This is a genomic window from Nonomuraea sp. CX421 (assembly GCF_059358955.1).
In genome coordinates this window covers 36146-61960 of the sequence record NZ_JCADBK010000028.1, presented here as the reverse complement: position 1 = coordinate 61960, position 25815 = coordinate 36146, and the positions used below count along the sequence as shown (strand labels likewise).

Below are 25815 nucleotides of genomic sequence, written 5' to 3'. Positions count from 1 at the left end.
CGTCACATTCTCTCGAATCCGCGGAACAGCTCCCAGTCGGTCACCGCCGCGTCGTACGCGGCCAGCTCCACCCGGGCGTTGTTCGCATAGTGCTCCACCACATCTTCGCCGAACGTCTCGCGGGCCAGCTTCGACCCCTCCCACAAGGCCAGCGCGTCGCGCAGCGTCGTCGGCACCGTCTCGGCTCCCGAGGCGTAGGCGTTGCCCTCGAAGGCGTCCTCCAGCGCGAGCCGCTCGTCGATGCCGCGCAGCCCGGCCGCGACGAGCGCCGCGACCGCGAGGTACGGGTTGACGTCGCCGCCGGGCACCCGGTTCTCCACCCGCAGCGACGGCCCGTGGCCCACCAGGCGGAGCGAACAGGTGCGGTTGTCCACGCCCCATTTGACCGCGGTCGGGGCGAAACTGCCGGGCACGAAACGCTTGTAGGAGTTGATGTTCGGCGCGTACAGGAGAGTGAGCTCGCGCAGACAGGCCAGCTGGCCGGCGATGAACCGGGCGCCCAGCTCGGACAGCCCGTACGGCCCCGGGCCCGCCATGACCGGCTCGCCGTCCCCGGCGCGCAGTGAGATGTGGATGTGGCAGGAGTTGCCCTCGCGCTGGTCGGGCTTGGCCATGAAGGTGATCGACCTGCCCTCCTGAGCGGCGATCTCCTTGGCGCCGTTCTTGTAGATCGAGTGGTTGTCGCAGGTGCGCAGCGCCTCGTCGAAGCGGAAGGCGATCTCGTGCTGGCCCAGGTTGCACTCGCCCTTGGCCGACTCGACGTACAGGCCCGCCCCCTCCATGCCGAGCCTGATCCGGCGCAGCAGCGGCTCGACGCGGGAGGTGCCGAGCAGGGAGTAGTCGACGTTGTAGAGGTTGGCCGGGGTCAGGTCGCGGTAGCCGCGCCGCCAGGCGTCCTCGTAGCTGTCGTCGTAGACGACGAACTCCAGCTCGGTGCCGACGTAGGCGGCCATCCCCCGGTCGGCCAGCCGGGCGAGCTGCCCGCGCAGGATCTGGCGCGGCGAGGCGGACACGTCCTCGCCGCTCTCCCAGGCCAGGTCGGCCATCAGCAGGGCGGTGCCCTCCAGCCACGGCACCCGGCGCAGCGTCGACAGGTCGGGCCTCATCACGAAGTCGCCGTAGCCGCGCTCCCAGGACGACATCGCGTAGCCGGCGACCGTGTTCATGTCGACGTCCACGGCGAGCAGGTAGTTGCACCCCTCAGCGCCGTGGTGCAGCACCTCCTCCAGGAAGTAGCGCGCGGACAGGCGCTTGCCCTGCAGCCTGCCCTGCATGTCGGCGAGCGCGAGCAGAACGGTGTCGATCCGCCCGGCCGTGACCTCGTCGCGCAGCTCGTCGACGGTGAGGAATCCGGGACTGACTCGTTCGCTCACGTATCGTGGCTCCGATCCGGTCTAAGGCGCTTTCCCGTTGATTGGGCTAGTGTCAGACCATTGATGTGCATCGTGGGATCGCTTGTCAAGACCTGAGGACACCTTGGACGATTCGGCGCGTTTGATGACAGTGTTGCGCCCGGTCAGGGCGGGCAACGCCTTCGAGGAGACCGTGGAACGCCTCCTCCAGGCGATCAAACTGGGCGTGGTCGGGCCGGGCGAGAAACTGCCCCCCGAGCGCGAGCTCGCCGTCCAGCTCGGCATCAGCCGCGTCACCCTGCGCGAGGCCATCCGCGCCCTCCAGGAGGCCGACTACCTCGACGTACGGCGAGGCCGCTACGGCGGCGCGTTCGTCACCTATGTCCCGCCCCGGCCCGACACCGGTGACCTGCGCCGGGTCGTCGCCGACATGGGCACGGACGACCTGGCCGACGCGCTGACCTTCCGGATGGCCGTGGAGTGCGGCGCCGCCGCGGTGCTCGCCGCGGGCCCGCTCACCGGCGACCAGCGCGACCTGCTGTGCCGCCGGCTCGCGGACGTCAACGAGGCCGGCGTCGAGGACTACCGGCGGCTCGACACCGCCTTCCACCTGTCCGTCGCCGAGCTCACGGGCTCGTCGCTGCTGGCCACCGCCTGCGCCGACGCCCGCCTGCGGGTCAGCGACCTGCTCAACGCCATCCCGATGCTCCAGGCGAACCTCGACCACTCCGCCATCCAGCACGAGGCCATCGTGGCCGCCATCCTCGCGGGCGACTCCGAGGCCGCCCGCCGCGCGGTGTCCGAGCATCTGGAGGGAACCGCCGCCCTCCTGCGCGGGTTCCTCTCCTGACCGGACGCCTCCTGACCGGACGGCTCCTGAACAAGATGCGGCCGCTGCGGTGCGAGGTGGGGCGGCCGACCTCGTAGCATCGAGAGCAAGGTCATGGGGGATTGGTTCCAGCACAGCATCATTTCGACAGGACGGCTGCCGCTGTTCTGTTTCTTCGTCGCGCTGATCGTCGCCTTCATCGCCACCCGCGTCAACGTCCGGCTGATCCGGGCCAAGGTCGGCTGGTTCCGCGACGTCAGCGTCGGCGAGATGCACATCCACCACGTGGTGTTCGGCGTCGTGCTCATGCTGGGCGGCGGCGTCGCCGGGCTCGTCCTCTCGTCCGCCTCACAGGCCGGCTACGCCATCGCGGCGTCGGTGTTCGGCGTCGGGGCGGCGCTCGTGCTCGACGAGTTCGCGCTGATCCTGCACCTGCACGACGTCTACTGGGAGGAGGACGGCCGCGCCTCCGTCGACGCGGTGTTCATCGCGGTCGCCGTCACAGGGTTGCTGCTCATCGGCCTCCGGCCGCTCATCTGGGACTACGGCTCCTGGCTCAACCCCGCGGTGCTGATCGTGGCCAACCTGCTGCTGGCCGTCGTCACGCTGCTCAAGGGCAAGATCTGGACGGGGATGGTCGGGCTGTTCCTGCCGGTCCTGCTGATCGTCGGAGCGGTACGCCTGGCGCGGCCCGGGTCGCCGTGGGCCTACTGGTTCTTCGCGAAGGGCTCACCGCGTAAGATGGCGACGGCCGTGCACCGGGAGGAGCGGTGGCGGCGACCGGCCATCCGAGCGAAGATCGCTTTCCAGGAGTTCCTCTCGGGGCGCCATGATCTGCCGTCCAGCAGGCGGCGAGATCGGCATACTTAGGACATGTCGCTTCCTTTGCGAGGGGACGGGAGCGAGCAGTCGCTGCCCGAGCCGATCGGCCTCGACGAGGCGGTGGGCCTCAGGATGCGCGCCCTGCACGAGAGGGGCCTCGCCCAGGACTTCATCGACGTCGCCGCCGTGGCCCACCACTATTCCTTCCGCGACCTCGAACGCCTGGCCCGCTCGCACAACGAGCTGTTCTCCCTGCGGGAGCTCGTCATGCGACTGGAGTTCGTCGACTCCATCGCCGACGAGGAGTTCGAGGCGTACGGGCTGGACGAGGACCGCATCCGGGAGGTCCGGAGTTTCGCCGCCGCGTGGGCCGAGGACATCAAGCTGCGGCGGGCCGAGGAGGGCGACATCGACTACGACGATCCCGACCTGCCCGACATCGACTGAAGCTCATCGTGCCTCTTCGGCTGGCGGGCACGGTCAGAGGGAGGCCACGGAGCGGAGGGCGAGGCCGGCGCCCAGAAGGATCACCATTGCGGCCGTGCCCAGGGGGGCGAGCCCCGACAGGCGCGTCGCCAGGCCGCGCCCGGCCGCGGCCCCGCGTTCCAGCCGGTCGACCAGTTTGACCAGCAGCAGGCCCGTGACGGTGAGCGTCGCCGCCATGCCGACGCCGTACGCGGTGACGAGTGCGACCCCGAACCAGGTACGGCCCAGTGCGATCGCTCCCAGCAGCACGATCAGCGCCGACGGGCTGGGCACCAGCCCGCCCGCGACCCCGAGCCCGACCAGCCCACCTCGCCCACGCTCGTGCCTGTCACCACCCCCGAAGACATGCCCGTGCCCATGTCCGTGTCCGTGCCCGTGTCCGTGTCCGTGCCCGTGTCCGTGCCCGTGCCCGTGCCCGTGCCCATGGCCGTGGGCGTGGGTGCCGTTGCGGGCGGACTTGAGGAGGCGGAGGCCGATGACGGCGATCAGCAGGCCGCTCGCCACCCCCAGCCAGGCCAGCACCGACTCGCCGGCCAGCGCCGTGAACGCGCTGAGCAGCAGCCCCACCACCAGCACCCCGGCCGTGTGGGTGGCCGTCACCGTGGCGCCCACCACGACCGCGTCACGAGGCCGTCCCCGCCGCCCGGCCAGGTAGGCGGCCATGATGGTCTTGCCGTGCCCGGGGATCAGCGCGTGGCCGGCGCCGAGCACCACCGCGAGGCCCAGGGCCAGCAGTCCGAGCGGCGCGGTGAGCCGGTCGGAGCCGATCAGCGCGGTGAACGTCCGGTCCAGGGCCGCCAGGGCGTCGCCGATCGGGCCGCCCACCGAGATCTCGCCACTGATCCCCCCGCTGGTGCCGCCGCCGGGCGCGTCCGGAGCGTCCGAGCCACTCGGGGCACCTTGGGACGAACCGAGGGAGGAACCGGGGGAGGCGACGGTCAGCGTGGCGGCCCGCTGGTCGAGCGGGTCGGCCAGCAGGTCGTCGGGGTAGCGGCGCAGTTCGTCGCTCACGCTGGCCGAGGGCACCGACGAGCGCGCCAGCCGGACGCCGTCGCCGACGGCGGTGATCTCCCGCCAGCCGATCCGGTCCTGTTCGAAGGCGTCGGCGAACTCCACGGTCCCGGCCGGCCGGACATCGGCGATGAGCTCGCAGGTCAACCGGCTGATCTCCAGGCCACCTTGGCCGGGCGCGTAGACGTGGGCCGAGCGGGCCACCCGCCATGGCGCCGCCGTGCCGTCGACCGTGAGGCGCTGGGCGGCGGCCAGCGCGGCGCACCTGCGGGCCGCGTACGAGCCGTCCACCTCGGGCTTGGCCTGCAGCGTCGGCAGCTCCGCCGCGTCCACCACGGCGGTGTTCCGCACCTCGGCGGCGCGCAGCCGCAGCCCGTTGTAGTGGTTGACGGTGAAGTTGCCCAGCGGATGGGCCAGGCGCCCGCCCTCGGTGGCCCCGACGCCGGCCTCCCGCAGCGTGGCGGACCCGGAGTCCGCCCGCGCCGCCGCGACGAACACGACCGCCGCCGACAGCGACAGCACCAGACCCGCGAGGACGGCGAGCAGGCCCAGCCGGATCAGTCTCATCGGATCTCCTTTGCTGGAGATTTCGGGCCGCGGCCCTGGAGAGGAGTCATGAGAACCTCGCCAGGGCGGGCAGGGACGGGTCGAAGCCCGGGTCGACGCGCGCGGGCAGCCCCAGCGCCCGCTCGATCCGCGCCCGGTGATAGGTGAGCAGCGGGTGGTGCCAGCCGGTCGCGGTGGCCTCCTTCGCGTACCGCAGCGCGGCGCGCGGCTGTCCGTCCTGGAACAGGGCCCAGGCGAGGACGTCGGCGGCGACCAGGTTGGGGTTGCGGGCGTACTCCGCCCTGGCATGCCGTACGGCCAGCGCCGGGTCGCCGTGGTCGGCCTCGAACTCGGCCCAGGTGAGGTCGTCGCGCACGCCGGCCTCCCGCAGCAGCTCGCGCTGGGCCCGCAGCAGTGTCCAGTCGGCCGTCAGGCCCGCCTTGATCCTGGTCTCGCCCTGCTCGATCAGGTACTGGGGCAGGGGCAGCCGCTGGACGACCTGGTCGTAGAGGGTGAGGGCCTCGGTCAGCCGCCCGCCGAGCGCCGCGACCTTCGCCTGGCCGGCGAGGGCGGGGGTGTAGGCCGGGTACGCCCGCAGGGCCTGGCCGTACCAGTCGCCGGCCGCGCGCAGGTCGCCGGAGTGCAGGGCCAGTTCGCCCAGGTAGTGGCGGGCGAAGGCGCGGTCGGCGGGCAGGAAGGCGTCGGCTTCGGCGTCCAGCAGGAGCCGGCGGGCCGCGTCCCGGTCGCCGCGCAGTTCGGCCGCGTAGGACGCGCGGGCGAACGCGGGCACGCCGGGGCGCAGGCTCAGCATCCTGTTCACGGCCTTCTCGGCTCCGCTCAGGTCGCCGAGTTGCGTCTTCGCGTCGGCGAGCACGCCGTGCGCGGTCGCGCTGTAGGGGTTGACGTGGAGGGCGCGGTTCGCGAGCCGGGCGGCGTCGGCGAACTCGTGGCGGCCGGCGGCGAGCACCGCCTGGCCGGTCAGCACGGTGTCGTCCTCGGGAGCCAGCCGGGCGGCGGTGGCCAGAGCGCCCTCGGCCTTGGCGTAGAAGGAGGGGTCGCCGGTGATCCTGGTCTGGTCGACGTACTCCGTGCCGAGCCGGGCCCAGCCGCGGTAGTCGCCGGGCAGGCGCTTGAGGCGGGCCTGCAGCGTTTCGGTGAAGGGCGCCGCCTGCTGCTCCTGGCGTTGCTCGGGCGCGGACACCGCGACGACGGTGAAGGCCAGCGCGCCGGCCAGGACCACGCCGCAGGCGAGGACGAGCGATCGCATCGAGGGCTCCGAACGGTCCGAGGGTCGAAGAGGCCGGCCGGCCGCGACGGGGTGCACGGCCGGCCGGCCGGTGAGGCGGCGGGAAAGGAGAGACGGGACCCGCCGCGGGGGAGACCGGCCGGCAAGGAGAGGGAGCCGGCCGGTCACGGGGTCAGCGCTGGTTGACCGCGACGTTGCTGGGGAGCGGGATGTACGGGAACGTCGCCAGGAAGGGCTTGTCGTTCTTGTCCACCTTGTCCGTCAGCCCGGGGACGAGCTTGCCGGACCGCGCGGCCCCGGCCAGGGCCTGGAGCTCGATGTCCACCACGTCGTCCGACAGGCGTCGGCCGTTCGGGAAGCCCTGCAGGTCGCCGGCCAGCACGCCGAGCCTGTTGGGGTCCTTGGTGGGCGGGATCGACATGTTGAGCCGCAGCATCTCGGCGGGACGCAGCTTGCCGGCGTCCTTGTTGAGGGTCTGCGAGTTGAGGTCCGCCATGATCGGCCCGTTGCCCTTGGCGATGCCGGTCAGGAAGATCTCGAACAGGTCGTCGCGGGGCGTGGCGGGTGCCTTGATCCCGTAGATGGACTCCAGCAGTCTGGCCACCTCGGGGTCGGTGACCCGCTTGACCAGGGCCGGCACGTCGGCGTCCTTGGCGGGCGGTAGCGCGTTGAACGCGTCCTTCAGGCCGGCGGGCGCCACGACCTCGTTGACCAGGGGGTTGCCCAGGCGGGAGACCTGGACGAAACCCTTGGGGCCCTGCTTGTCGGTGGTCGACCAGACGCCGATCACCGGGTTGCGCTTGGGGTCGCCCTTGAGCGCGAGGTCGGAGGCGGGCACCTGGACGGCCAGGGTGTTGACGTTGTAGCCCCTGGTGGTGTCCTGGCCGACCTCGGACAGGTCGCCGCCGTACAGCAGGTCGAACACGCGCAGGTCGAGGAAGAACGCCTCGTCGGACTGTCCGGCGAGCGTCTTGCCGCCGTCGGGCAGGTCGGTGATGGCCTGCTTCCTGAGCGTGCCGTAGTCGGGCATGGAGGCGGGGCCCACGTTGCTCGGCGCCACGATGCCGTTGGAGACCAGGGTCTTGCTGCCGCCCGGAGTGATCCTCTTCAGGGTGTAGCGCTGGCGGTAGAGCAGGTTCTGGTCGTCGAGCGAGGTGACGGGGCCGTTGTTGTAGAGGAACGTGGTGGTGCCGCGCCGGTCCTCGTCGCGGAAGGTCCACTGGTAGGTGATGTCGGGCTTGGCGTCGCCGTCGTTGTCGATCTTGATGTTGTAGCGCGACCTGGTGGCGAACGGGTAGAAGTTCGGGCCGCCGTTGGGTTCCTGGAACGGGATCCAGTTGGCCAGCAGCGTCACCGTGTCGGCCTTGTCCGGGCTGACGAACGCGTACACGTCGGTGTTGTCGTTGAGCGGGTCGGCCAGGATCGCCGGAGCCTCGCGGTGCGAGGAGGCGGCGCCGGTGTCGGTGCGGAGCACGGCGAACGAGGAGGCGGTCAGTGCCGCCGCGACGCCGAGTCCGACCAGAGCGCGCCGGTTGATCCGGAGCTCCATGTTCGGTCCTTTCGAAGGGCTGATCGGTTTCGAGAGGTCCCGGCCGGGTTCCTCGACGCCCTATTCGTCGCAGCGGGCCCGGCGGATGTCGGTCTCCTCCGCGAGGATGAGAGGTCAACCGAAGTTGACATACTCAGGTCGTCAATCTAGGTTGACCGGTGCGGATCGGTATCTGCCGATCGTTGGGGGTTCGGGGATTCGTCGTGAGAGGGGAAACAGTGATCAAGGAGCTGCTCGCCCACATCCGTCCGCATCGCAGGATTCTGCTGATCGGCGGGCTGCTGGGCCTGATCGGGTCGGCGGCCGGATTATCGATGCCGCTGCTGGCCAAGTACGTCGTGGACGCCTTCGGCCAGGACACGTCGATGGCCGGGCCCCTCATCGGGCTGACCGTCGCCGTGCTCGTCGGAGCGGTGGTCTCGGCCGGAGGCAACTACCTGATGGAACGCACCGGCGAGGGCATCGTGCTCGGCGCCCGGCGCAGGCTCGTCGACCGGATGCTCAGGCTCAGGGTGGCCGACGTGGACCGGCTCAAGCCCGGCGACCTGCTGTCGCGGGTGACCGGTGACACGACGCTGCTGCGGTCCGTACTGACCAACGGGATCGTGGGCTCGGTCGGCTCGGTGTTCATGCTGGTCGGGGCGATCGTCATGATGGCCGCCATGGACGGCGTGCTGCTGCTGGTCACGCTGCTCGTGGTGGTGGTGATCGGCGGGCTGGTCGGGTTGATCATGCCCAGGATCCAGCGGGCGCAGAAGGAGGCCCAGGAGGCCGTGGGCGAGATGGGCGCGGTGCTCGACCGGGCCCTGCAGTCCTATCGCACGGTCAAGGCCAGCGGGGCCGAGGCGCGCGAGATCGGCGTGGTCGGCGAGGCCGCCGTGCGCGCCCGTGACCGCGGCCTGCAGGTGGCCGGATGGACCTCGCTGGCCGGAGTGGCGACCTGGATGGCGGTGCAGATCGCGTTCCTGTGCGTGCTCGCCGTGGGCGGCGCGCGGGTCGCCTCGGGCGCGCTCGAGGTGTCGTCGCTGATCGCGTTCCTGCTCTACCTGTTCTACCTGGTCGCGCCGATCGGCCAGCTGGTCGAGGGCGCGGTGCAGCTGCAGCAGGGCCTGGCCGCGATGACGCGGATCAGGGAGATCGAGAACCTGCCCGGCGAGACCGTCGAGGTGCCGCCCCCCGCCTCGGCCGAGCCCGTGGGCGTGCGGTTCGAGAACGTGGTCTTCAGGTACGGCGACGACCGGCCGCTCGTGCACGACGGAGTCGGCTTCGAGGTGCCGCCCGGCGGGCTGACGGCGCTCGTCGGGCCGTCAGGCGCGGGCAAGTCCACCGTGTTCGCCCTGCTCGAACGCTTCTACGAGCACCAGGAGGGCACGATCACGGTCGGCGGGCGTGACATCCGCGACTGGCCCCTCGGTGAGCTGCGCGGCGCTCTGGGCTACGTCGAGCAGGACGCCCCGGTGCTCGCGGGCACCCTCAGGGAGAACCTCCTCTTCGCCGCCCGGCACGCCACCGACGAGGAGCTGCGCCGCGCGCTCACCCGCACCCGCCTCGACGACCTGGTGGCCAGGCTGCCGGAGGGGCTCGACACCGCCGTCGGTCACCGCGGCGTGCTGCTGTCGGGCGGCGAGCGGCAGCGGGTCGCGATCGCCAGGGCGCTGCTGCGCAAGCCCCGGCTGCTCCTGCTCGACGAGGCCACCTCCCAGCTCGACGCGGTCAACGAGTTACGGCTGCGCGAGGTCATCGCGGAGGTGGCGGCGGAGACCACGGTCCTCGTCATCGCCCACCGGCTGTCGACGGTGACCAACGCCGACCGCATCGTGGTCATGGACGCGGGCGGGGTGCGGGCCGTCGGCACCCACGAGGAGCTGATCGGCCAGGACGAGCTCTACCGCGAGCTGGCGGCCACCCAGTTCCTCGTGACGTGAGGACGGACCACCACCCACTTCCCCGTGACGTGAGGAGTTGTACTCTGCCAGAGACGTAGATGAATGTGTTCATTCAGGAGGACGCATGAGCCGCACCGTGCGCGCGCCGCGAGGCACGACGATCACCGCCAAGGGGTGGCCGCAGGAGGCCGCGCTCCGGATGCTCCAGAACAACCTGGACCCGGAGGTCGCCGAGCACCCCGAGCAGCTGGTCGTCTACGGCGGCTCGGGCCGGGCGGCCCGCGACTGGCCGTCGTACGACGCGCTGATCAGGACGCTCACCACGCTGGAGGGCGACGAGACGCTGCTCGTCCAGTCGGGCCGCCCGGTCGGCGTCTTCCGCACGCACGAGTGGGCGCCCAGGGTGCTCATCGCCAACTCCAACCTGGTGCCCGACTGGGCCAATTGGGAGGAGTTCCGGCGGCTGGAGGCGGCCGGGCTGACCATGTACGGCCAGATGACCGCGGGCTCGTGGATCTACATCGGCACCCAGGGCATCCTGCAGGGCACGTACGAGACGTTCGCGGCGGTCGCCGCCAAGCGCTTCGGCGGGTCGCTGGCCGGCACCATCACGCTGACCGCCGGCCTCGGCGGCATGGGCGGCGCGCAGCCGCTCGCGGTCACCATGAACGGCGGCGTCGCCGTCTGCGTCGACTGCGACCCCCGCTCGGTCACGCGGCGCATCGAGCACGGCTACCTCGACGTTCAGGCGGCGTCCCTGGACGAGGCGCTGCGGCTGGCCTACGAGGCCCGCGACGCCCGCAGGCCACTGTCGATCGGCGTGGTCGGCAACGCCGCCGAGGCCCTGCTGGACCTGCTGGCCCGCGGCGCCGAGATCGACATCGTCACCGACCAGACCTCCGCCCACGACCCGCTGATGTACCTGCCGCTGGGCGTGGCCTTCGAGGACATGGCCACCGAGCGCGACAAGGACCCTGCCGGGTTCACCCAGCGGGCCCGCGAGTCGATGGCCCGGCACGTGGAGGCCATGGTCGGTTTCCAGGACGGCGGCGCCGAGGTCTTCGACTACGGCAACTCCATCCGCGGCGAGGCCCGGCTGGCCGGCTACCAGCGGGCCTTCGACTTCCCCGGGTTCGTGCCCGCCTACATCAGGCCACTGTTCTGCGCCGGCAAGGGCCCGTTCCGGTGGGCCGCGCTCAGCGGCGACCCCGCCGACATCGCCGCCACCGACCGGGCGATCCTGGAGCTCTTCCCCGAGAACGAGCCGCTGGCCAGATGGATCAGGAAGGCCGGGGAGAAGGTGCGCTTCCAGGGGCTGCCGGCGCGCATCTGCTGGCTCGGCTACGGCGAGCGCGACCGGGCGGGCGAGCGGTTCAACGACATGGTGGCGGCCGGTGAGCTCAAGGCGCCCGTGGTGATCGGCCGCGACCACCTCGACAGCGGCTCGGTCGCCTCCCCCTACCGCGAGACCGAGGCCATGGCCGACGGCTCCGACGCGATCGCCGACTGGCCGCTGCTCAACGCCATGCTCAACACGGCCTCGGGCGCGTCGTGGGTGTCGATCCACCACGGCGGCGGCGTCGGCATCGGCCGGTCGATCCACGCCGGTCAGGTCACGGTCGCCGACGGCACCGCGCTGGCCGGGGAGAAGCTCAACCGGGTGCTCACCAACGACCCCGGGACGGGTGTGATGCGGCACGTCGACGCCGGCTACGAGGAGGCCGCCGAGGTGGCCGCCGAGCGCGGGGTCCGCATCCCGATGCGCGAATCCTGAGGCCGACGGGATGAGAAACAGCAGTTGGTGACGTTGGAGCTCGTGTGACGAGCGGCTACCAGAGCGGGATGGACAGCTTGCTGGCCGGGCGCAGGCTCTCGCCCGTCCAGCGCAGGATCGCGCATTACCTGTCGGAGCATCTCGACGAGGCCATCTTCCTGTCCAGCGTCGAGCTGGCGGAGCGGGCGGGCGTGAGCCAGCCGTCGGTGACCCGGTTCGCCATGGTGCTCGGCTTCGCCGGCTACCCGGAGCTGCGCCAGGCGTTGCGACCGCTGGTGATGGGCGGCGTGCCCGACGTGCCGCAGGAGAGCGTGCTGAGGAGCGCCGTCGACGACGAGATCCGCAACCTGACGGTGGTGCGCGACCGGCTGGCGCACCTGCCGCTGCGCGAGCTGGGGGAGTCGCTGGCCGCCACCGAGCCGCTGCCCGTGCTCGGGCTGCGGGTGTCGTCGGGGCTGGCCACCACCTTCGCCTACTACGCGCGGCGGATCCATCCCGACGTGCGGCTGCTGACGCACGGCGGGTCGGAGCTGGCCGACGGGCTGCACGCCGCGCGGCGCGCCGGGGCGGAGTGGATGGTGGCGGTGGTGCTGCCCCGGTATCCGGTGGAAGCGGTGCAGGCGCTGGAGTACGCCGCGAAGCTGGGCCTGAAGACGGCAGTCATCACCGACAAGCCGGATTTTCCCGGCGACATGGTGCTCGCCGCGCCGCTGGGCGACCGGCTGGTGTTCGACTCGCACGCGGCGCCCCTGGCCCTGGCCATGGCCCTGGTGGAGGCCATGGCCGACGCGGCGCCCCTGCGCACCCGGGCCCGGCTGGAGGAGTACGAGCGGATGACCGACGAGGCCGGCACCTTCCTCCCCGGCGAGCCGCCGTAGCGACGGAGTGCCGACGCCCGGCACTCGTCTCCCGCGTGCGCGTACGTCACGAGGCCGCCACTCCATGAGGATCCGGAACGTCAAGGTCATAAGCTGTCGGCCATGAGTGAACGACCGACGGCGCTGGTCACCGGTGCTTCGCGAGGGGTGGGCGAGGCGATCGCCCGGGTGCTGGCGCCGACGCACCACCTCATCCTGGGCGGCCGGGACGAGCACACGTTGAGCGAGCTGGCCGGTGAGTTCCCCGACGCGCGGCCCTGGCCGGTGGAGCTGACCGAGCTGGCCCCGTCCGACGTCGAGGGGGTCGAGCGGGTCGACGTGCTCGTGCACAGCGCCGGGATCGGCCCGCTCGGCCGGATCGCCGAGCTGCCCGCCGACGTGTGGCGCCGCACGATGGAGCTCAACGTGATCGCTGTCGCCGAGCTGACCCGGCTGCTGCTGCCCGCGCTCCGGACGGCCGGCGGCCACGTGGTCTGCGTCAACTCCGGGGCAGGGCTGCGGGCCAACCCGGGCTGGGGCTCCTACGCGGCGAGCAAGTTCGCGCTGAGGGCGTTCGCCGACGCGTTGCGCCAGGAGGAGCCCGACCTCCGGGTGACGAGCGTCTTCCCCGGCCGCGTCGACACCGACATGCAGCGCGCCGTGCGCGAGCACGAGGGCGGCGCGTACGAGCCCGACCGCTACCTGCGGCCGGAGACCGTCGCCAGGGCCGTGCTGGCCGCGATCAACGCCGGCCCCGACGCCCAGCTGACCGAGCTGACCCTGCGCCCTCGCGGCGGCCCGGTCAACTGACGGCTGAATGGATTCATTCACTACAGTGGGTCCATGCTTGACGAACTCGCGCACATCGGGCGTGATCCCTCCACCAACGGCTACGTCAGAGACGCCTGGTCGGCCGCCGACCTGGAGCTGCGCGAGTGGTTCCGGGGGGAGGCGGCGAAACGCGGGCTCGACCTGCGCGAGGACCGCAACGGCAACCTCTGGGCCTGGTGGGGAGACCCGTCGCGCGAGCCCGGCGTGGTCACGGGCAGCCATCTCGACTCGGTACGGCAGGGCGGCGCGTTCGACGGCCCGCTCGGCGTGGTGTCCGCCTTCGCCGCCCTCGACCTGCTGAGGGAGCGTGGCGTCTCGCCGGGCAGGCCGCTGGGCGTCGCGTGCTTCACCGACGAGGAGGGCGCCCGGTTCGGCGTCCCCTGCGTGGGGTCGAGGCTGCTCACCGGCGTCCTCGACCCCGGCCGGGCGCTGGGCCTGACCGACGACGAGGGCGACACGCTGGCCGACGTCCTGACCCGGACCGGTCGCGACCCGCGCGCGCTCGGGCGCGACGACGAGACCCTCGCCACCGTGGGCGCCTTCGTCGAGCTCCACGTCGAGCAGGGGCGCGGGCTCGACGTCCAGGGCAGCCCCGTCGGGGTGGCGGCCGCGATCTGGCCGCACGGCAGATGGCGGTTCGACTTCCGCGGCCGGGCCGACCACGCCGGCACCACCCGGCTGGAAGACCGCGACGACCCGATGCTGCCGTTCGCCCGGATGGTCCTGGCGGCCCGCGAGGCGGCGGCGCGGCGCGGTGTCGTGGCCACCGTCGGCAAGGTCCGGGTCTCGCCCGGCAATGCCAACGCCGTGCCCGGTCTGGTCTCGGCCTGGCTCGACGCGCGAGGGGCCGCCGAACGAGACGTCCTCGACCTGGTGACCGAGCTGGCCGAGCTGGCAGAGGGGGCGCAGGTGAGCGAGGAGTCCTGGACGCCGGTGGTCGACTTCGACGAGCCGCTGAGAGACCGGCTCGCCGATCTGATCGGCTCCACGAGCGAGGGCGGCGGGCCGGTGCCGATCCTGCCGACCGGAGCCGGGCACGACGCCGGGATCCTGGCCTCGGCGGGTGTGCCGAGCGCGATGGTGTTCGTGCGCAACCCCACCGGCGTGTCCCATTCGCCGCACGAGCACGCCGAACGGGCGGACTGCGAGGCGGGAGTCGCCGCGCTCGCGACCGTGCTGGAGGACCTGTGCCGCTGACCTACTGGTGCGAGCAGGCGTGGCTGCCCGGCGGAGTCACCGAGGGCGTGCTCGTCGAGATCGAGGGGACGCACGTCGTCCAGGTCCGGCAGGGGGAGCCCGGAGGGGCCGAACGGCTGGCCGGGCTCACCATCCCCGGCCTGGCCAACGCCCACTCGCACGCGTTCCACCGGGCGTTGCGCGGAGCCACCCAGGCGGGCAGCGGCGACTTCTGGACCTGGCGGGAACGGATGTACGAGGTGGCCGCCCGGCTCGACCCCGACGGCTACCTGGCGCTGGCCCGAGCCGTCTACGCCGAGATGGCCCTGGCCGGGGTGACCTGCGTGGGGGAGTTCCACTACCTGCACCACGGGCCGGGCGGGGTGCCGTACGACGACCCGAACACGATGGGGCACGCGCTCGTCCAGGCCGCGCGTGAGGCGGGGCTGCGGATCGCGCTGCTCGACGCCTGCTACCTGACGGGCGGCATCGGCGTCCCGCTGGAGGGCCCGCAGACGCGCTTCGGCGACGGCGACGTCGGAGACTGGGCGGCCCGCGCCGAGATGCTGGCCGCCGCGTACGAGGGGCGGCCCGACGTGGAGATCGGCGCGGCGGTCCACTCGGTGCGCGCGGTGCCGGCCGGGCAGATGCCGATGGTCGCGGAGTTCGCCCGCCGCCACGCCGCGCCGCTGCACGCGCACGTCTCCGAGCAGCGCGCCGAGAACACCGCCTGCGAGCACGCGTACGGGGCGACGCCCGTGCGGGTGCTGTACGAGAACGACCTGCTCGGACCGCGTTCCACGGCCGTGCACGCCACCCACCTGAGCGACGCCGACATCGGCCTGCTCGGCCAGTCGGGCACCCACGTCTGCATGTGCCCCACCACCGAGCGCGACCTGGCCGACGGCATCGGCCCGGCCAGGGTGTTGTACGACCAAGGGTCGCCGCTCACGCTGGGCTCCGACAGCCACGCGGTGATCGACCTGTTCGAGGAGGCCCGCGCGGTCGAGCTGGACGAGCGGCTGGCCACCGAGCGGCGCGGCCACTGGCAGGCGGCCGAGCTGCTGACCGCCGCCACCGGCAGGGGCCACGCCTCCCTCGGCTTCCCCGACGCCGGGCAGCTCATGCCCGGCGCGTGGGCGGACCTGGTCTCCGTACGCCTCGACTCGGTCCGTACGGCGGGCACGACCGGCCTGGAGGGTGTGGTGTTCGCGGCCACGGCGGCGGACGTGCACTCGGTGATCTCCGGCGGGCGCCGCGTGGTGACCGAGGGGCGGCACCGGCTGGGTGACATCGGCGCCCTGCTGGGTGAGGCGATCGGACGGGTGAGATGACCCCCGCTGGGCGAGACGATGGGACGGATGGGATGACCTGCTGGGCGAGGCGATCGGACCGGTGGGATGACCTGCTGGGCGAGACGATGGGACGGGTGGGATGACCACGACGCTGATCGACGGGATCGGGCTGCTCTACACGGGTGACCCCGCGCGGGAGGAGATCCGGGACGCCGCGCTGGTCCTGGAGGACGGCCTGGTCGCCTGGCTCGGCCCGGCCGGCCGGGCGCCCGCGGCCGACCGGCGGATCGCCGCCGGAGGCCGGTGCGTGATCCCCGGCTTCGTCGACAGCCACGCCCATCTCGTCTTCGCCGGTGACCGGACCGCCGAGTTCGAGGCCCGGATGGCCGGCCAGGCCTACACCGGAGGCGGCATCCGCACCACGGTCGCCGCCACCCGGCGGGCCGGTGACGCCGAGCTGGCCACCCGTGCCGCCGCCCTGGTCGCCGAGATGCTGGCGCAGGGCACCACGACCGTCGAGATCAAGAGCGGCTACGGGCTGAGCGTCGAGGACGAGCGCCGTTCGCTGGAGATCGCCACCGGGCTGACCGACGAGACCACCTACCTCGGCGCGCACCTCGTGCCCGACGGCGTCACGGCCGACGACTACGTGCGGCTGGTCACGGGCGAGATGCTGGCGGCCTGCGCGCCGTACGCGAAGTGGGTGGACGTCTTCTGCGAGCGCGGCGCGTTCGACGGCGACCAGACCCGCGAGATCCTGGGCGCGGGCATCAAGGCGGGGCTGCTGGCCCGGGTGCACGCCAACCAGCTCACCGAGGGGCCCGGCGTGCGGATCGCCTGCGAGCTGGGAGCGGCCTCGGCCGACCACTGCACCCACCTGAGCGCGGCCGACGTCGACGCGCTCGCCTCGTCGGGCACCGTGGCGACGCTGCTGCCGGGCGCGGAGTTCTCCACCCGCTCGCCCTACCCCGACGCCCGCCGGCTGATCGACGCCGGGGTGACCGTCGCGCTGGCCACCGACTGCAACCCGGGCTCGTCGTTCACGTCGTCGATGCCGTTCTGCGTCGCGCTGGCCGTACGGGAGATGCGCATGACGCCGCTGGAGGCGATCAGGGCCGCGACGTACGGCGGGGCACGCGCGCTGCGCCGCGCGGACGTAGGCTGGCTGGGGCCGGGAGCACGCGCCGACCTCGTGGTCCTCGACGCCCCCTCCTACACTCACCTGGCCTATCGACCTGGTGTCCCCCTCGTCCACCAGGTGTTCCAAGGCGGTCTCCTCCTTGAGTAGGACATCCAGAACCCTCCGCTGGTCGTAGTCCTTTAGGGAATCTTTGCATCGGGCCAGACGTTGGCCGGATATAAGACGGAGCTGCGGAACGAGGTGCCAGGGGATGGCAAGGCCTACGGGGAGTCGCACGCAGGAGCAGCACGTCGCGGATCGCGACCTGCTGGGGACCTACCTGGCGGAGATCGGCCGGGTGCCGCTGCTCACGGCGGAGGAAGAGGTGGAGCTGGCCAAGCGGATCGAGGCGGGGCTCTTCGCCGAGCAACTGCTCGACAGCGGTGGTTCGGAGCCGCGTTGCGGGGACGCGGCCGACGAGGAGCTGGAGCGCCTGGCGGTCTCCGGCCAGCGGGCCAAGGACGAGTTCATCCAGGCCAACCTGCGGCTGGTGGTGGCCGTGGCGCGTAAGTACTCGGGGCGCGGGATGCCGCTGATCGACCTGGTCCAGGAGGGCAACCTGGGGCTGGTCCGGGCGGTGGAGAAGTTCGACTACAAGCGGGGTTACAAGTTCTCGACCTACGCCACCTGGTGGATCAGGCAGTCGGTGGGGCGGGCCATCCACGAGCAGGCGCGGCCGGTGCGGCTGCCCACGCACGCCGGTGAGCAGATGACCAGGCTGATGCGGGTGCGCCGCGACATGCTGGCCGAGTTCGACGTCGAGCCGACCGACGACGACCTCGCGCAGATCCTGGAGCTGCCGATCGAGCGGGTGCGCGAGCTGCGCCGCTGGGCCTCCGATCCCGTCTCGCTGCAGCTGGGCGTGGGCGACGAGGACGAGACCGAGCTGGGCGACATGATCGCCGACGACACGTGGGCCGATCCCGAGCAGCAGGCGATCGACATCCTGGAGCGCGAGCGGCTCGACCAGTGGCTGACGGGCCTGGAGGGCGACACGCGCGACATGCTGCGCTGGCGTTACGGGCTGGTCGACGGGCGCGAGCACACGCTCACCGAGGTGGGCGAGCGCTACGGCATCGGCCGTGACCGCGCCCGCCGCATCGAGCGTGACGCGCTGGCCCGGCTGCGGCGGATGGCCAACGCCGCCTGACTCTCTTCACACTCGACACCGGTTTAGCCGGTGTCGGGTGTTACGCTCGCCGCGTGGATGGTGCGGGCGGGATGACGCTCACCGCGCTCGACGGGCAGCGGTTCCGGTTCGACGCCGGGACGCTGTGCCTGGAGTTCCTGCTCACCGGCGCAATCGAGCCGGGCGAGCGGCTGCGCGAGCCCGCCGATTTCGTGGCCTGGATCGGCCGCTCCCGGCTGGACGTCGAAGGCGATGTGCTGGCCGGCCAGGGCGACCTCGTGGCCGCCGAGCGGCTGCGCGGCGCGATCCAGCACCTCGCCGAGCGGACCGCCCGGCGAGAGGGCTACGACACCGCGGACCTCTGGGCGCTCAACGAGGCCGCGGCCGCGCCGCCGCCCGTGCCGGTGATCGGCGCCGCGCTGGAGCGCGGCTGGTCCTATCCGGTGACCGCGACGCAGTTCCTGTCGGCCGTGGCGCGTGACGCCATCGAGCTGTTCAGCGGCCCCCTGGTCAGGCGGGTGCGGAGGTGCGCGGGGGAGCGTTGCCCCCTCCTCTTCCTTGACACCTCACGGCCGGGCAACCGCCGCTGGTGCTCGATGAGCCGCTGCGGCAACCGGCAGAAGCTCCGTACGAGACGCGCGTAGGCGCCGCTCCGGAGTGTCGTGCCGAACCTGCGTGTGGGCAGGTCCAGCCGACGACTTTGGCTATGCATTGCCCGAAATGTAGGGGTGTGAAAAGCCCGAAACGCTGCCGAAACACCAGTACGGCGAGATTCACGAATGTGAAACACACCCGGTCGAGCCACGAAACGGCGGCCGAAGACGCTGTGCCCACACGTCACATGTAAGGAGGGTCGGCCGTGGAGATCGATACCGGCACGACTGCCTGGATGCTCACAGCCACCGCGTTGGTGTTGCTGATGACTCCGGGGCTCGCGTTGTTCTACGGGGGCATGACCAGGGCCAAGAGTGTCCTGAACATGATGATGATGTCGTTCGTCGCCATCATCACAGTGACCATCGCCTGGATGATCTACGGGCACTCGCTGGCCTTCAGCGAGAACCCGATGTCCTGGCTCAACAACGTCGTCGGAGGTTTTGAGCACCTCGGCTTGCAGAGCCTGGTGAACACGGCCACCGCGGACGACGGCAGCGGCATGCCCAGCCTGGTCTTCTCGGCCTTCCAGCTGACCTTCGCCATCATCACCGTCGCGCTGATCAGCGGCGCCATCGCGGACCGCGCGAAGTTCGGCGCCTGGGTCCTCTTCACCGTCGTCTGGGCCACCGTGGTCTACTTCCCGGTCGCGCACTGGGTCTGGGGCGGCGGCTGGCTCAACACGATGGGCATCGAGGACTTCGCCGGCGGCACCGTGGTGCACATCAACGCCGGTGCCGCGGCGCTCGCGCTGGCGCTCATCATCGGCAAGCGGCAGGGCTGGCGCAAGGAGCCGATGCGTCCGCACAACCTGACGCTGGTGCTGCTCGGCGCGGCCCTGCTGTGGTTCGGCTGGTTCGGCTTCAACGCGGGCTCCGAGCTCGTGGTCGACGGCATCGCCGGCCTCGCGTTCATGAACACCCAGATCTGCACCGCCGTCGCCGCCGGCGCCTGGCTCGTCACGGAGAAGCTCCGCGACGGCCACGCCACCAGCCTCGGTGTCGCCTCCGGCGCCGTCGCCGGTCTGGTCGCCATCACCCCCGCCTGTGGTTTCGTCGACCCCTGGGCGGCGGCCCTCATCGGTGTGATCGCGGGCGCGGCCTGCTCCTACGCCGTCGGGCTCAAGTACAAGCTCGGTTACGACGACTCGCTCGACGTGGTCGGCGTCCACCTGGTCGGTGGCGTCATCGGCGCCGTCGCCCTCGGTTTCGTCGCCGCCTACCCCGCCACGGACGCCCAGAGCGAGGGCCTGTTCTACGGCGGCGGCTTCGGCCAGCTCGGGTTGCAGGTGCTGGGGCCGATCGCGGTCGGCGGTTACTCGTTCGTCGTCACCTGGATCATCGGAAAGATCATCGACAAGACGATGGGCTTCCGGATCGCGGCCGAGGACGAGCAGACGGGCATCGACATCACCACGCACGCCGAGACCGGTTACGACCTCGGCACCGTTCACGCCTCCGGCGTGAGCAGCCCCAACGGACCGGTCACCACTGCAGCCAAGAAGGTGGACGCATGAGGCTCATCACGGCCGTCATCAAGCCCTTCAAACTCGATGACGTGAAGGCGGCCCTGGAACAGTTCGGCATCAAGGGGATGACCGTCAGCGAGGCCAGCGGCTACGGCCGGCAGCGCGGCCACACCGAGGTCTACCGCGGCGCCGAGTACCAGGTCGACCTGGTCCCCAAGGTTCGCGTCGAGGTGCTGATCGAAGAGGATGACGCCGAGGACGTGATCGACGTCATCGTCAAGGCGGCCCAGACCGGCAAGATCGGCGACGGCAAGGTCTGGTCCGTGCCCGTGGACACGGTCATCCGCGTCCGCACCGGAGAACGCGGTCCAGAGGCCCTGTGATGGATCCGCAGCGAAGCGCGGACATCCGTCACAGGGCGGGCGTCCGAGCGGAGCTCGGCAGGTTGTGCTGGATGGATCCGCAGCGAAGCGCGGACACCCGCGACGGGGCGGGTGTCCGGGTGGAGCTCGGCGAGGAGATGTCTTGAGGGGTGAAGCCCGTTCGTATGCCGCGGCTCGCAAGGAGCGGGCCGCGGACACCGACCGCTGGCTCAAAGATCTCTTCCGCACGGCGAGCGACGGCGACCAGGTGTCCCTGGTCGCCGTCGGCAGCCTGGGCCGCGGTGAGCTCGCTCCGGGCAGTGACCTCGACCTGGTCCTTCTGCACAACGGCAGGCCGGACGTGGCCCGGATCGCCGAGCGCGTCTGGTATCCGATCTGGGACTCCGCCGTCGGTCTCGACCATTCGGTGCGGACCGTGGAACAGGCCGTGGTCGTCGCCCGCGACGACCTCAAGGCGGTGCTCGGCCTCATCCAGGCCAGGCACGTGGCCGGTGACCCCGAGCTGACCCGCAAGGCCAGGGAGGCGGTGCTCGCCGAGTGGCGGGCCGACTCCCGGCGCCGGCTGGGCGAGCTGCGAGAGGCGGCCGAACACCGGGCGCAGGTCAGTGGCGAGCTGGCCTTCCTGCTCGAACCCGATCTGAAGGACGGCCGCGGCGGGCTGCGCGACCTGCAGGCCATGCAGGCGGTCGCGGCGGCCTGGGTCGCCTCCGCCCCGGGCCCCCGCGCCCGCGAGGCGTACGAGTTCATCCTGGACGTGCGGCACGCGCTGCACGTCGTCACCGCGCGCGGCGCGGACCGGCTCGTCCTGCAGGAGCAGGACGCGGTCGCGGGGCTGCTGGGCCTGCTCGACGCCGAGGCGCTGATGCGCCGGCTGGCCGAGGCGGGCCGGACGATCTCCCACGCCTTCGACACCACCTGGCGCACGGTTGACAGGCTGCTGTCAGGGCCGGCCCCGCGTGGCCGCCGCCCGCTGGCCGACGGCGTGGTGGAGCACGGGGGCGAGGTGGTGCTCGCCAGGGGCGCCGACCCTCGCAAGGACCCGCTGCTGGTGCTGCGCGCCGCCGCGGCGGCGGCCGAGTCGGGGCTGCCGCTCGCCCCGGCCACGGTGTCCGTCCTGGCCGCTCAGTCGCCCCCGATGCCGGTTCCGTGGCCTGACGAGGCCCGTGACTCGCTGGTGTCGATCCTCGGCGCCGGCCGGGCCGCCGTCCCCGTGTGGGAGGAACTCGACCAGGCCGGCATCCTTGTCAGACTGCTTCCTGACTGGGAGCGCGTACGGCACCGCCCGCAGCGCAATCCCATCCACCGCTTCACCGTCGACCGGCACCTGATCGAGGCCGCCGCCAACGCCGCGAGCCACACCCGCGAGGTCTCGCGCCCCGACCTGCTGCTGATCGCCGCGCTGCTGCACGACATCGGCAAGGGCTGGCCCGGTGACCATTCGGCGACGGGCGAGGTCGTGGTCCGCGACATCGCCACGCGCCTCGGCCTGCCCGGCCCCGACGTGGACGTGCTGGCCACCGTGGTGCGCCATCATCTGCTGCTGCCCGAGACGGCGACCCGCCGCGACCTGGACGACCCGGTGACGATCGAGAAGGTCGCGGGCACGGTGGGCTCGCGCGAGGTGCTCGACCTGCTGGCCGCGCTGGCGATCGCCGACGGTCACGCCACGGGCTCCGCCGCCTGGAACTCCTGGAAGGCCGGGCTGGTCGCCGATCTCGTGCGCCGGGTCCGGTCGGTCCTGTCAGGCTCGCCGCCGCCCAAGGCGCCCGTGCTGTCGGCCGAGCAGGCCGCGCTGGCCAGGCACGGCGGCGGCGCGGTCCGGGTGAACGGCGGAGCCGTCACGGTGGTGGCCCCCGACCGGGTGGGCCTGCTCTGGAGCGCCGCCGGCGTGCTGGCCGCGCACCGCCTGATCGTCCGCTCCGCCTCGGCCGCGTCCGCCGGCTCCACGGCGGTGATCGACTTCTCCGTCGTCCCCGAGTACGGCTCGCCGCCCGACCCCGCCACGCTCGAATCCGATCTCCGTCTCGTCCTTGCTGGGCGCCTTGACATCGAGCAGCGCCTGGCCCGCCGTACGCGGGCCGTCAGACCCCCGCGCGTGCCGGTGGCTCCACCCCGTGTGACCTTGGTGGACGACGCCTCCGCGACCGCCACCGTGATCGAGGTCAGGGTCCATGACAGGCCGGGACTCCTGTGGCGCATCGGACGGGCGTTCGGGGAGTGCGGTCTTGACGTGAGGGCTGCTCGCGTGGAGACTCTCGGCGCGGAGGCGGTGGACGTCTTCTATGTGGTAGATCGCGCCGGACGTCCCCTCAGCGACGACGCGCAGCGGAATCAGGTCCGCGATCTGGTGCTCGCGGCACTGCGCTGACCCGACGGCGCGATGCGGTCACCTAGATAACAATTGTGCCCGATTTGCGTAGTAAGTCGGATGCTACGGATACCTTGTGGGGCGGACTTATGACCCGGAGTGATCGGGACGATTGAGGGGTAGCGGGAGCAGTGACTACGGGGAACTCCGACAGCGGCCACGCCGCGAGGCGAGACCGCGGACAGCGGCCCCTGCCCCGGCTGGGTCTGCGCAACTGGCGCGTGAGGTGGCGCCTCACGGCGCTCATCCTGGTCCCCACCGTTGTCGGCGTCGGGCTCGGGGGAGCCCGCGTGGTGGAGTCGGTCCAGAGCATCAACGACTACGACCGTACGGCCGCCGCCGCCGAGCAGGCCGGCCGGATCCGCGACCTGGTCGAGGCCGTCGGGCTGGAGCGTGACACGGGCGGCTGGCTGGACGCCGCCAAGCAGTTGAGCAAGAAGCTCGCCGACCCGTACGCCGAACGCAAGGCGCAGGTCGACGGCCTTGTCCAGGCCGTGCAGGCCGACCTGGCCACGATGGACGAGTCCTACGGCCCCCGCGTGCTCGACGTCGTCAGGCGCGCCCACGCCGACCTCGGCAAGCTGGACAGCGTCCGCAAGGAGGGCCAGCGCGACACCACGCGCTACGACTCCCTGCTCGACACGCTGCTCCGCCTGCACGACGAGCTGAGCCTGCTCAGCGACGACTCGCAGATCATCGGGCAGTTCCGCGCCCTGAGCGCGCTGGCCCGCGCCAAGGAGCAGGTCTCCCGGCAGCGGGTGCAGCTGCTGAAGGGCTACTACAACCCCGCCAGCGTCGACGCCAAGGAGGTCGAGCGGTTCATCGCCGCCAACGCCGCCCAACGCACCCAGATCGCCCTCGTCGGCCAGGAGGCGGGCGCGGAGGTCGGCATGGCGCTGCAGAAGGCGCTGACCCGGCAGGAGTACTACAACACCGAGCTCACCAAGTCGCGCGCGATCACCCTGGCCAGCGGCAAGGCGCCGGGCGTCAGGATCAGGCAGAACCTTCTCGCCGCCACCGGCCGCGACAAACCGGCGCCTGACCAGTGGTTCGACGACAACGCCACCACGATCGCCGCCCTCCGCTCGGTCGAGGAACCATTGAGCACGCAGGTGACCCTGCGCAGCCAGGACCTACGCGACGCCGAGATCCGTAATGCGATCATAGCGGGTACTTTGATCTTGGCGTTGCTTTTGCTGGTTCTGTTGCTCACCGTCGCCATCGCCCGCTCGATGGTCACGCCGTTGCGCCGCCTGCGCACCGAGGCCCTGGAGATCGCCGGCTTCCGCCTGCCGGACGTGGTCCGCAAGCTGCGCGTCTCGGGTGACGCCGCCACCGACGTGCGCCCGATCGACATCGAGGGCAACGACGAGATCGGCGAGGTGGCCAAGGCCTTCGACCAGGTCCACCGCCAGGCCGTACGGCTCGCCGGCGAGGAAGCCGAGCTGCGCGGCAACATCAGCTCGATGTTCGTCAACCTCTCGCGCCGCACCCAGACGCTGGTGGAGCGGCAGATCTCGCTGATCGACGGCCTGGAGAAGGGCGAGCAGGACGGCGCCCGGCTGTCCGACCTGTTCAAGCTCGACCACCTGGCCACCCGCATGCGCCGCAACTCCGAGAACCTCCTCGTCCTCGCCGGCCACGAACCGACCCGCAGGCGCAGCCAACCGGCCAAGCTGGTCGACGTGGTCCGGGCCGCGCTGTCGGAGGTCGAGGGCTACGAGCGCGTCCAGGTCAAGGTCCACCGGGGCACCTCGGTGCTCGGCAGCGCCGCCAACGACCTGGTCCACCTGGTGGCCGAGCTGGTCGAGAACGCCATCCAGTTCTCGCCCAGCAACGCGCAGGTCACGGTGACGAGCAGCTACGTCGAGGGCGGCGGCGCGCTGGTGTCGGTGAGCGACTCGGGCATCAGCATGACCGACGAGGAGCTGGCCGAGGCCAACCGCCGGCTGGCCGAGCCGCCCGTGGTCGACGTGTCGGTCTCCCGGCGCATGGGCCTGTTCGTGGTCGGCCGCCTGGCGTTGCGCCACGGCATCCGCGTCCAGCTCCGCAAGGGCGACGGCGCCGGCCTGATCGCCATGGTGCTGCTGCCCCCGGCGCTGATCGCCGACGGCGCCCAGAAGCCACTGCCGCAGCGCCCGGCGTTCGGCGGCGGCCACGCGCCGGCTCCCTCGGCCACCCCGCCGACCGGCGTGCCCGCCCGGAACGGCACCTTCCGCTCGTACGCCAGCTACGACTCCACCGAGGCCACCGGGCCGGGAGGGGTGCGCTACGGGATGCCGCCCTTCACGGCCGACACCGATGGCGGCGCGACGGGTGGGCGGCCTCGGCCGCACGACACGGGCGGCTACCCGTCCTACCCCAGCCCCGCCTATCCCAGCGTCGACCGCCCGGGCTCGCTCCCCTCCCGTCCTCCGGCCGGATCCGGTAATGGCGCGTTCCAGACGCCGCCTCCGGTCGGCCGGCCGTACAACAGCGACGATGTCCGCAGGCCGGCGCCTCCTCCCTCGGTGAACGTCTCGCCGATGGAGCCGGAGCGGGAGGAATATCTGCCGATCTTCGCGGCGGTGGAGTCGGCCTGGTTCCGCAGGCCGCCGGAGGAGTCCGGTCAGGCGACACCGAACCGAGATGAGCCGATCGCCTCACAAGCCGTACCCTCTGGGGAGGAAGCGTGGCGAACCGCCGCTGACGCCGGATGGCGGGCGGCGGCCGCCGCGAGCGACCCGAGTCTCGGCGGCGTCACCGCCGCCGGGCTGCCCAAGCGCACCCCCAAGGCCAACCTGGTGCCCGGTACGGCAAGCCAGCCGGCCACGGGACCGGAGCGGCAATCGCAGCGACAAGCTCCGATTCCGCCGGTCTCAGCCGACCGGATCCGCAGCAGGATGGCCAGTTACCAGCAGGGCGTACGGCGGGGTCGCGCGGAAGTACGTGAACAGGAGGAACGAGAGTGAGTGAGCGTCTTGCCAGGGAGGG

At 71.9% G+C, this 25815-nt stretch carries 20 protein-coding genes; 16 read left to right on the top strand and 4 right to left on the bottom strand.

Translation table 11 applies throughout. The features are described 5' to 3' along the window. Positions 1-2: 2 nt before the first annotated feature. On the bottom strand, positions 3-1373 hold the full coding sequence (locus AC5L3X_RS33685; protein ID WP_494862411.1) for a glutamine synthetase family protein: 1371 nt from the start codon (positions 1371-1373) through the stop codon (positions 3-5). A 124-nt stretch (positions 1374-1497) separates the two neighbouring features. On the opposite strand from AC5L3X_RS33685, the gene AC5L3X_RS33680 reads away from it, so the two are divergent. From AC5L3X_RS33680 to AC5L3X_RS33670, 3 genes are all read left to right on the top strand, one after another. Then, complete coding sequence (locus AC5L3X_RS33680; protein WP_494862409.1) at positions 1498-2202, top strand: FadR/GntR family transcriptional regulator; 705 nt, start codon at positions 1498-1500, stop codon at positions 2200-2202. Positions 2203-2295: 93 nt separating this feature from the next. After that, the gene (locus AC5L3X_RS33675) at positions 2296-3051 is read left to right on the top strand and encodes a hypothetical protein (RefSeq protein ID WP_189126183.1); all 756 of its coding nucleotides are present in this window, start codon (positions 2296-2298) and stop codon (positions 3049-3051) included. A gap of 3 nt (positions 3052-3054) precedes the next feature. Further along, the gene (locus AC5L3X_RS33670) at positions 3055-3450 is read left to right on the top strand and encodes a hypothetical protein (protein ID WP_494862407.1); all 396 of its coding nucleotides are present in this window, start codon (positions 3055-3057) and stop codon (positions 3448-3450) included. A gap of 33 nt (positions 3451-3483) precedes the next feature. On the opposite strand, the gene AC5L3X_RS33665 is transcribed toward AC5L3X_RS33670, so the two are convergent. The 3 genes from AC5L3X_RS33665 to AC5L3X_RS33655 form a co-directional block, all read right to left on the bottom strand. Then, on the bottom strand, positions 3484-5067 hold the full coding sequence (locus AC5L3X_RS33665) for a nickel/cobalt transporter (protein WP_494862405.1): 1584 nt from the start codon (positions 5065-5067) through the stop codon (positions 3484-3486). Between the two features lie 46 nt (positions 5068-5113). Continuing rightward, positions 5114-6313 carry a tetratricopeptide repeat protein gene (locus AC5L3X_RS33660; RefSeq protein WP_494862403.1) on the bottom strand — a complete coding sequence of 400 codons (1200 nt, stop codon included), beginning with the start codon at positions 6311-6313 and terminating at the stop codon, positions 5114-5116. A gap of 151 nt (positions 6314-6464) precedes the next feature. Continuing rightward, positions 6465-7841: a DUF4331 domain-containing protein gene (locus AC5L3X_RS33655; RefSeq protein ID WP_494862401.1), complete on the bottom strand. Its 1377-nt coding sequence runs from the start codon at positions 7839-7841 to the stop codon at positions 6465-6467. 203 nt (positions 7842-8044) lie between these two features. Between AC5L3X_RS33655 and AC5L3X_RS33650 the strand changes: the two genes are divergently transcribed. The 13 genes from AC5L3X_RS33650 to AC5L3X_RS33590 all read left to right on the top strand — a co-directional run bounded on the left by AC5L3X_RS33650 (position 8045) and on the right by AC5L3X_RS33590 (position 25793). Beyond that, complete coding sequence (locus tag AC5L3X_RS33650; RefSeq protein WP_494862399.1) at positions 8045-9766, top strand: ABC transporter ATP-binding protein; 1722 nt, start codon at positions 8045-8047, stop codon at positions 9764-9766. A gap of 85 nt (positions 9767-9851) precedes the next feature. Further along, complete coding sequence (gene hutU / locus AC5L3X_RS33645; protein ID WP_494862398.1) at positions 9852-11501, top strand: urocanate hydratase; 1650 nt, start codon at positions 9852-9854, stop codon at positions 11499-11501. A 44-nt stretch (positions 11502-11545) separates the two neighbouring features. Continuing rightward, positions 11546-12379 carry a MurR/RpiR family transcriptional regulator gene (locus AC5L3X_RS33640; protein WP_494862397.1) on the top strand — a complete coding sequence of 278 codons (834 nt, stop codon included), beginning with the start codon at positions 11546-11548 and terminating at the stop codon, positions 12377-12379. Positions 12380-12481: 102 nt separating this feature from the next. Further along, positions 12482-13168, top strand: a complete 687-nt coding sequence (locus tag AC5L3X_RS33635) for an SDR family oxidoreductase (RefSeq protein ID WP_494862396.1) — start codon at positions 12482-12484, stop codon at positions 13166-13168. Between the two features lie 33 nt (positions 13169-13201). After that, positions 13202-14386 (top strand): allantoate amidohydrolase, encoded by a 1185-nt coding sequence (locus AC5L3X_RS33630; RefSeq protein WP_494862395.1) that lies wholly within the window; start codon positions 13202-13204, stop codon positions 14384-14386. Continuing rightward, the gene (locus tag AC5L3X_RS33625; RefSeq protein WP_494862394.1) at positions 14377-15699 is read left to right on the top strand and encodes a formimidoylglutamate deiminase; all 1323 of its coding nucleotides are present in this window, start codon (positions 14377-14379) and stop codon (positions 15697-15699) included. Before AC5L3X_RS33630 ends, AC5L3X_RS33625 begins: the two co-directional genes overlap by 10 nt. A gap of 100 nt (positions 15700-15799) precedes the next feature. Continuing rightward, positions 15800-16948, top strand: coding sequence for an imidazolonepropionase (gene hutI / locus AC5L3X_RS33620; protein ID WP_189126195.1), 1149 nt, complete (start codon positions 15800-15802; stop codon positions 16946-16948). A gap of 103 nt (positions 16949-17051) precedes the next feature. After that, on the top strand, positions 17052-17990 hold the full coding sequence (locus AC5L3X_RS33615) for a sigma-70 family RNA polymerase sigma factor (RefSeq protein WP_189126196.1): 939 nt from the start codon (positions 17052-17054) through the stop codon (positions 17988-17990). 53 nt (positions 17991-18043) lie between these two features. Continuing rightward, positions 18044-18613, top strand: coding sequence for a CGNR zinc finger domain-containing protein (locus AC5L3X_RS33610; RefSeq protein WP_494862392.1), 570 nt, complete (start codon positions 18044-18046; stop codon positions 18611-18613). Positions 18614-18828: 215 nt separating this feature from the next. Further along, positions 18829-20139, top strand: a complete 1311-nt coding sequence (locus AC5L3X_RS33605) for an ammonium transporter (protein WP_494862391.1) — start codon at positions 18829-18831, stop codon at positions 20137-20139. Then, positions 20136-20474, top strand: coding sequence for a P-II family nitrogen regulator (locus AC5L3X_RS33600; RefSeq protein ID WP_189126198.1), 339 nt, complete (start codon positions 20136-20138; stop codon positions 20472-20474). The genes AC5L3X_RS33605 and AC5L3X_RS33600 overlap by 4 nt, the downstream gene beginning before the upstream one ends. 142 nt (positions 20475-20616) lie before the next feature. Further along, entirely contained in the window at positions 20617-22842 is a 2226-nt protein-coding gene (locus tag AC5L3X_RS33595; protein WP_494862390.1) for a [protein-PII] uridylyltransferase, read from the top strand. Between the two features lie 290 nt (positions 22843-23132). Further along, entirely contained in the window at positions 23133-25793 is a 2661-nt protein-coding gene (locus AC5L3X_RS33590; RefSeq protein WP_494862388.1) for a sensor histidine kinase, read from the top strand. Positions 25794-25815 lie beyond the last annotated feature (22 nt).